The sequence below is a fragment of the Paracoccus onubensis genome (assembly GCF_003591515.1).
Taxonomy (GTDB): Bacteria; Pseudomonadota; Alphaproteobacteria; order Rhodobacterales; family Rhodobacteraceae; genus Paracoccus; species Paracoccus onubensis.
In genome coordinates this window covers 1-7,670 of sequence record NZ_QZCG01000030.1, presented here as the reverse complement: position 1 = coordinate 7,670, position 7,670 = coordinate 1, and the positions used below count along the sequence as shown (strand labels likewise).

Sequence of the window (7,670 nt, the reverse complement as noted above, 5' to 3'; positions counted from 1 at the left end):
GCTGACACCTATATCATCGCCCGAAAGCTAATAGGCCGATATGCAAAGATCCGTCGACTAAAAGCCAAACCGCCCGCATATCTCTTCAGTTAATAACCACAAATGTCAAAAAGCAAAGGAAACAAAATCACGGAAGATGCGCCATTTTCGCGACGCCCCTACCGGTCGTTCATTCCCGAATTCTGTTCGAAGCTTCCAGCTGGGCCATCCGCCTCACCGAAGCAACGTTGCCGCTGTTCGGTGAAGGGGTATCTACGGCTTGTGAACCGGACCCGCAAGAGGGAAAAATCGAGATTCACCAAGATTTGGATTAATTAATTGAAATAACATGATTAATTTATGTTACTTCCATGACATAAATCCTCGCCTTACAGCACATGAGATTCACCCCTAGCCGAGGTTGCATGTCCAAAGGAGCGATTCTCGCCGCGATTCCCCTGCAATGCGGGGCAGATTCGGCCAGATGTCTTGTCGCATTACCTCAAATGGTAAGCGCAAAACGCAAAAGGCGCGATCCTCTCGGACCGCGCCTTTTTTCGAATGCCTCGTAGACGATATCAGCGTTTCGAGAACTGGAAGCTGCGGCGCGCCTTGGCTTTACCGTATTTCTTCCGCTCGACGACGCGCGAATCGCGGGTCAGGAAGCCCGCAGCCTTCAACGCCGCGCGCAGGCTGGGTTCATGCAATTGCAGCGCCTGACTGATGCCATGCTTCACGGCACCCGCCTGCCCCGACAGGCCGCCGCCCTTGACGGTTGCCTGCACGTCATACTGCCCGGCCACGCCGGCCACGTCGAAAGGCTGACGCAGGATCATCTGCAGCACCGGACGGGCGAAATATTCGTTGATGTCCTTGCCGTTCACCAGAACCTTACCCGAACCCGGCTTGACCCAGACACGGGCAACCGCGTCCTTTCGTTTGCCGGTCGCATAGGCACGGCCCAACTCATCGCGCTGCGGATCGCGCTTGATGGCGACCGCTTCCGGCGCCGCTTCACTTTCACTGACTTCAGCTGCCGGAGTTCCCGAAACGGCCGACTTCAGTTCGTCAAGAGATTTGATGTCTTCAGCCATAATCACGCGCTCCGGGTGTTCTTGGCGTTCATGGACTTGACGTCCAGAACTTCGGGCTGTTGCGCCTCATGCGGATGCTCGGCCCCCGCATAGACGCGCAGATTGGTCATCTGCTGCTTGCCCAGCTTGTTGCGGTTGATCATGCGCTCAACGGCCTTGATCACCACGCGCTCGGGATGTGCACCCTCAAGCAGTTGCGCCGCCGTGCGGTTCTTGATCCCGCCCGGATGGCCGGTATGCCAGTAATAGGTCTTGTCGCGGCGCTTGTTGCCGGTCAACTGCACCTTATCGGCATTGATGATGATGACATTATCGCCCATATCCATATGCGGCGTGAAGCTTGGCTTGTGCTTGCCGCGCAGGCGATTGGCGACGATCGAGGCAAGACGGCCCAGAACAACGCCCTCGGCGTCGATCAGGATCCATTTCTTCTCGATATCCGCCGGTTTCGCGGTAAAGGTTTTCATTGCTCGTCCCTTTGGGGTCGTGTTCAAATTCGAGATGTGGGCTTATCCAGAATTACCGTGCTGCAGTCAACGCCCAGGAACTATATTTTTACAAATAAAATCAATTATTTATTAAATAGGTATCAAAATACCCCGCTATAACTATACAGAATCCTGTCTTTTCGGCGGAATCGAATAGGTCATCGAGCAGCGGGCCACCGGCTCAACCCCGCCGTCAGAATAGATAAGCGCCTCGGCCACGGCCAGCACGCGCCCCAGCTTCAGCAGCCGCACCTGCGCGACCAGATCCTTTCCCGCTTCGGGCTTGCGCATGAAATCGATCGAGGCATTCGTCGTCACCGCCAGCGCGACCGGACCGATCCGCGCCAGAATCGCACAATAGATCGCCAGATCGGCAAGCGCGAAAATCGAAGGCCCGCTGACGGTGCCGCCCGGCCGCAGATTTGCATCGCTGACCGTCAGCCGCGCCTCCAGCCCGCCGGCATCGACCCGCCCGACCCGGTAATCCGCAGCGACCTGCGGAAACTCGCGGGCAAGGAATGCGTTCAGCGCATCCGCATCCATCACGATATCCATACTTCCCCCCTGACCATTTGCGCCTTACGCTCTTCGTAAACGAAGGAGAGATCAAGATGCCGGACCTCGTCTTGCGCGAAGATACCGATCATGTGGCGCGGTTGGTGCTGAACAGCCCTGCGAATTACAACGCGCTGTCTCTCGAGATGATCGACGCCCTGTCCGAGTCGTTTCGGGCGATCGAAGAGGATGACAATATCCGCGCCGTCATCCTTACCGCGACGGGAAAGGCGTTTTCGGCGGGACACGATCTTCGCCAGATGCAGGAAGCCCGCCACGACGAAGATGCCGGACGCCGGGCATATGAGCGTCTGTTCGGGCGCTGTTCGGGCATGATGCAGATGCTGCCCGCCCTGCCCCAGCCGGTCATCGCCGAGGTGCAGGGAATCGCCACCGCCGCAGGCTGCCAATTGGTCGCCTCCTGCGATCTTGCGGTCGCGGCGGAAGATGTGCGCTTCGGCGTGAACGGGGTGAATATCGGCCTGTTCTGCTCGACCCCGATGGTTGCATTGACGCGCGTCGTGCCGCCCAAAGCGGCATTCGAGATGCTGACCACCGGTGAATTCATTCTGGCGGATCGGGCCTGTGAGCTGGGGCTGGTCAACCGGGTCGTTCCTGCGGATCAACTGACCGCGACCACCATGGAGATGGCCCGCCTGATCGCCTCGAAACTGCCTGCGGCGATCCGCATGGGCAAACGCGCCTTTCACGAGCAGCTTCGCCTTGGATTGGCTGCCGCCTATGAGGGGGCAGGCTCGACCATGTGCGAAAACATGATGCTGCCCGACACGAATGAGGGCATCAACGCCTTTCTCGAAAAGCGAAAACCGGACTGGAACTGATGCATGAGCCCGCCTCTTCGGATCGCCCACCATATATATACGGGAATATCAGACCGTCGACGGGTCGTGATTGAAAACCCATGATGAACAAGCTGCTTCTCGCGCCAGTTCTGATCGGGGCCGCCTGCATCATGGCCGGCATTTACGGCGCCCTGCATGATCAGATTTCCTATACCGTCTCGGCGGGATATTTTCATGAATTCAAATTCATCCAGTTCAACATCGCGCCAGGTCTGCAAAACCGCCTGGGCGCAGCCATCGTCGGCTGGCTTGCCTCCTGGTGGATGGGCATCGTCATCGGCGTACCGATCTGTCTATTAGCCCTAACCGTCCGGGGCATCAGGGAATTCGCCCGTGCATTTCTGCTTGCGGCCCTGACCGTAATCGGGGTCACTCTGCTGATCGGGCTCACAGGATTGGCCATCGGTTTTCTGACCATTCAGGACGGAAATCTGCCGTCCTGGATGGTCGGCCGTGAGGTTACCGATCCCGTTTCCTTCGCACGCGCCGGAATGATGCATGATTTCAGCTATCTCGGAGGGCTGATCGGATTGCTTGCCGGTGCCGCAGTCGTCATCCGTCAGGCCGTGACGTCACGCAGAGCCGCACCGCGTCCCGTCAGTCATCGATCAAATGGCTTCCATGGGTAACCGCGCCACCTGCCCGTAGCATCGCGGCGATGAACACCGTCTGGGCAAGCTCCTCGTCGCTTGCTCCGGCCTGACGAGCCTTTCCTTTATGGATCTCCAGACAATAGCTGCATTGCGTCGTCAGGGCGACCGCCACGGCAATCAGTTCCTTGTATTTTACCGGTATGACTCCATCAGCCATGACCGCTTCGTTCAAAGCGCCGAATTTTTTCCAGATATCGTTACCTGCATTCTTGCCCAGTTGCCCGAGCTTGGCCATATTCTTCATATCATACATGGGAATGCCCTTGTCCTTATCGCTTCTGCCAAGCGTCATTGCTTGCGCGCAGTGCGGTTCGAACGCCGGGGCGGTGACGTTACATGCGGATAAGGCTATTTCCCCGAATCCCTTCGGGCGCTTCCCGTCTGCAAATCCCGGACCAACGCCGTGAAATGCTCGCCCCGTTTCTCGAAATTCGGGTATTGATCAAAACTGGCCGCGGCAGGAGCCAGCAGCACCGTATCGCCGGGTTCGGCCTCGACACTGGCATGGGCGACAGCCTCATCCATCGTACCCGAGATTTCATAAGGAGTCTGCCCGATCTCCAAAGCGAAGTCCCGCGCTGAATGGCCGATCAGATACGCTTTCTTCACATGTTCCAGATATGGTGCCACCGCAGCGATACCGCCTTCTTTCCCCAATCCCCCGGCGATCCACCGGACATGCCGGAATGCCTGCAGCGCTTTGGCGGCGGCATCAATATTCGTGGCCTTGGAATCGTTGACATAACGGACACCGCCGATCTCGGCGACCAACTGACTTCGATGCGGAAGCCCCCTGAAGCTGTGAAATGCCGCCTCGATATCACGCGGGGCAAGCCCGACCGCGCGGCAGGCGGCATAGGCGGCGCAGGCATTCTGATGGTTATGCGCGCCGGGCAAGCCATCGATATCCCGTAAATCTATCGAGGCAATCTGCCGCCCCTTGCGGTACTCGGCCAGGAACCCCTTGCGCGCAAAGACAGACCATGCGGCATGATCCAGCTTTTGACCGGCAGAGACCCGGATCACCCGATCATCCGAAGGCGCGGTCGCCAATTGCCCGGCGAGATAAAGCCCTTCCGGCTCGTCCACCCCGATCACGGCGCGGTCCGGTCCGCCCTCTGCGAAAAGCCGTCGCTTCGCCGCGAAATATCCGCCGGTCCCGCCGTGGCGGTCCAGATGATCCGGGCTCAGATTGGTGAAGACGGCGACATCCGGCGTCAGTGCCCGCGCCAGATCGGTCTGATAGCTGGACAGTTCCAGCACCACGACCTCGCCATCCTGCGCGGGCTCAAGGGACAGGACACCCGTCCCGATATTCCCGCCCATCTGCGACGGACGCCCGCATTCCCGCAGGATATGATAAATCAAGGCGGTCGTCGTGGATTTCCCGTTCGACCCGGTCACCGCAATGACTTTGGGAATGCGGTCGAACTCACCGAAATCCGAAGTTGCATAACTGCGGAAGAACAGACCGATATCGTTATCCACCGGCACCCCAAGCATATAGGCCCTGGCAATGACCGGATGAGGATGCGGATATAGATGCGGAATGCCCGGAGACGTAATCAGCCCGGCCACGCCATGCCACGCCTCGTCACGGTTCAGATCGATGATGGTCATGCCTTCAGCCTGCGCCGCTTCGCGCGTATCGGCCCCGTCGTCCCACGCGACGACATTCGCTCCGCCCGCTGCCAGAGCCGCGGCCGTCGCCTTGCCCGAGCGGCCAAGACCAAGAACGGCGATGGTCAGATTTTCAACGCCCTGAACGGGGATCATTCTTGCTGCCTTCTGCAATGCAGGCCGGGGGCGCTGCCCCGGACCCGGGGATATTTGGATGAAGAAGAAACCGTCAGCGAAGTTTTAGGGTGGCCAGCCCGATCAGTGCAAGGACCAATGCGATGATCCAGAAACGGATCACGATCTGGGCTTCACCCCAGCCTTTCTTCTCGAAATGATGGTGAATCGGAGCCATCAGGAAGACCCGCTTGCCGGTGCGCTTGAAATACAGCACCTGAATGATGACGCTGAGCGCCTCGACGACGAAAAGGCCGCCGACAATGGCCAGAACGATTTCGTGCTTGGTGACCACGGCGATCGCGCCAAGTGCGCCGCCCAATGCAAGCGAGCCGGTATCGCCCATGAAAACGGCAGCCGGGGGGGCATTGTACCACAGGAAGCCCAGCCCTCCACCGATCAGAGCCGCCACGAAGATCAGGATCTCGCCCGTGCCGGGAACGCGGTGGACGCCCAGATATTCCGTGAAATCCGCCCTGCCGACGGTATAGGCGATAACGCCAAGCGTGCCGGCAGCAATCATCACCGGCATGATGGCCAGACCGTCCAGACCGTCGGTCAGGTTCACCGCATTGGCGGCGCCGACGATCACGATCATGGCGAAGGGGACGAAGAACACGCCCAGATTGATCAACACGTCCTTGAAGACGGGCAAGGCCAGTTGGCCGGTCAGGTCCGCAGGGTGCAGCCACATTGCCCAGGCGCTTGCGACAAAGGCCAGCGACAGCCCCAGCGTCATCCGCAGCCGGCCCGAGACCCCTTTGGTGTTGTGCTTGCTGACCTTGGCGTAATCATCGGCGAAACCGATCGCCGCATATCCCGCCGTCACCAGCAGGACGATCCAGACATAGCCATTGTCCAGCCGCGCCCAGAGCAGGGTCGAGACGAACAGCGCCGACAGGATCAAGATACCGCCCATGGTCGGAGTGCCGGCCTTGACCAGATGGCCCTCGGGGCCGTCATCGCGGATCGGCTGGCCTTTCTTCTGCATCTTCCGCAGATAGCTGATCAGCGGACTGCCGAAAATGAAGCCGAAAATCAGTGCAGTAAAAAATGCGGCACCTGCGCGGAATGTGATATATCGGAACAGATTGAAGAGGTCGCCCCCTTCGGAAAATGTGCTCAGCCAATAGAGCATCTCTTACCTCTCGTCCTGTGGCGCAGGCCTTTGCCCTGATTGCCGGAGGGCGTCAACCACAGCCGACACTTTCGAGGATTTCGATCCCTTGACCAGCACGATATCGCCGGGCGCGACCAATTCAGCAGCACGCGCCGCCAGCTCTGCCGCATTCCCGGCCCAGATGCCGCGTTTCGCGGCGGGCAGGGCATCGTACAGGTTCCGCATCAGCGTGCCTGCCGCATGAACCAGATCGACGGAACCCATCGCGGGATCGTCGGCAACGGCCCGATGCAATTCGACCTCGTCCGGGCCAAGCTCCAGCATGTCACCAAGGATCGCCACGCGCCGACCACCCTGCAATCCCGCCAGCATCGCAAGCCCCGCGCTTAGCGAGGTGGGGTTGGCGTTGAACGCATCATCGATCAGGCGGATATCGCCCAGCTGCTCGACCGCGCCGCGCCCTTTTGGCGGCAGCCAGTCTCCGATCCGGCGGGCGGCTTCGCGGAGATCCGCCCCCGCCGCAGCCAGTGCGGCAAGCACGCCCACGGCATTCAGCGCGAAATGCGCACCGGTCGTCAGCAGCGTGAATTCAATCACCTCCCCGGCAATCCTCGCGCGGCATTTCAGGCTGTCGCCCGCGGGGCTCGCCTGTATCAGTCGCGCCGTGCCGTCACGGCCGAAACCTATGACGATGGCTCCGGCAGCATCGGCGCAATCGCGCAGAATCTGCGTGACCGGAAGGTCTTCGGGAATGATCGCCGTGCCGATCGCCGTCAGCCCTTCGAAAATCGCGCCCTTCTCATGCGCGATCCCCTCGATGGCGCCGAATGCCTCCAGATGCGCCGCGGCGACCGTGGTGATCATCGCGACATGCGCACGGGCCATGCGGGACAATGGGGCGATTTCACCCGGGCGATTCATCCCGATCTCGATAACCGCGAAATCCGTGTCGCGCGGCATCCGCGCCAGGGTGAGCGGAACGCCCCAATGATTGTTATAGCTGGCCTCCGCCGCATGAATCCGACCCTGTCCGGTCAGTGCCGCGCGGGCCATATCCTTGGTCGACGTCTTGCCGACCGACCCGGTAATGGCAATGACCTTGCCATGCATGCGCGCCCTGCCCG

The 7,670-nt window shown here is 59.9% G+C and carries 9 protein-coding genes; 2 read left to right on the top strand and 7 right to left on the bottom strand.

Annotation, left to right across the window (positions count from 1 at the left end):
• Nucleotides 1-557: 557 nt before the first annotated feature.
• The 3 genes from rpsI to D3P04_RS22870 form a co-directional block, all read right to left on the bottom strand.
• Nucleotides 558-1,073 carry a 30S ribosomal protein S9 gene (gene rpsI, locus D3P04_RS22880; RefSeq protein ID WP_119752200.1) on the bottom strand — a complete coding sequence of 172 codons (516 nt, stop codon included), beginning with the start codon at nt 1,071-1,073 and terminating at the stop codon, nt 558-560.
• Between the two features lie 2 nt (nt 1,074-1,075).
• Nucleotides 1,076-1,540, bottom strand: coding sequence for a 50S ribosomal protein L13 (gene rplM / locus D3P04_RS22875; protein WP_119752199.1), 465 nt, complete (start codon nt 1,538-1,540; stop codon nt 1,076-1,078).
• 141 nt (nt 1,541-1,681) lie between these two features.
• Complete coding sequence (locus tag D3P04_RS22870; RefSeq protein WP_119752198.1) at nt 1,682-2,116, bottom strand: PaaI family thioesterase; 435 nt, start codon at nt 2,114-2,116, stop codon at nt 1,682-1,684.
• 56 nt (nt 2,117-2,172) lie between these two features.
• Here D3P04_RS22870 and D3P04_RS22865 point away from each other — a divergent pair, with 56 nt between their 5' ends.
• Both D3P04_RS22865 and D3P04_RS22860 read left to right on the top strand, forming a co-directional pair.
• The gene (locus D3P04_RS22865; RefSeq protein ID WP_119752197.1) at nt 2,173-2,958 is read left to right on the top strand and encodes an enoyl-CoA hydratase; all 786 of its coding nucleotides are present in this window, start codon (nt 2,173-2,175) and stop codon (nt 2,956-2,958) included.
• Between the two features lie 80 nt (nt 2,959-3,038).
• Nucleotides 3,039-3,608, top strand: coding sequence for a hypothetical protein (locus tag D3P04_RS22860; RefSeq protein WP_119752196.1), 570 nt, complete (start codon nt 3,039-3,041; stop codon nt 3,606-3,608).
• On the opposite strand, the gene D3P04_RS22855 is transcribed toward D3P04_RS22860, so the two are convergent.
• The 4 genes from D3P04_RS22855 to D3P04_RS22840 form a co-directional block, all read right to left on the bottom strand.
• Complete coding sequence (locus tag D3P04_RS22855) at nt 3,577-3,885, bottom strand: carboxymuconolactone decarboxylase family protein (protein ID WP_182912978.1); 309 nt, start codon at nt 3,883-3,885, stop codon at nt 3,577-3,579. The two genes, D3P04_RS22860 and D3P04_RS22855, sit on opposite strands and share 32 nt — an antisense overlap.
• Before the next feature lie 95 nt (nt 3,886-3,980).
• Entirely contained in the window at nt 3,981-5,408 is a 1,428-nt protein-coding gene (murD, locus tag D3P04_RS22850; protein ID WP_119752195.1) for a UDP-N-acetylmuramoyl-L-alanine--D-glutamate ligase, read from the bottom strand.
• A gap of 73 nt (nt 5,409-5,481) precedes the next feature.
• Nucleotides 5,482-6,564 carry a phospho-N-acetylmuramoyl-pentapeptide-transferase gene (mraY, locus tag D3P04_RS22845; RefSeq protein WP_119752194.1) on the bottom strand — a complete coding sequence of 361 codons (1,083 nt, stop codon included), beginning with the start codon at nt 6,562-6,564 and terminating at the stop codon, nt 5,482-5,484.
• Between the two features lie 3 nt (nt 6,565-6,567).
• Nucleotides 6,568-7,670: UDP-N-acetylmuramoyl-tripeptide--D-alanyl-D-alanine ligase (locus tag D3P04_RS22840; protein WP_147391983.1), on the bottom strand; the 1,103-nt coding region annotated here is incomplete at its 5' end.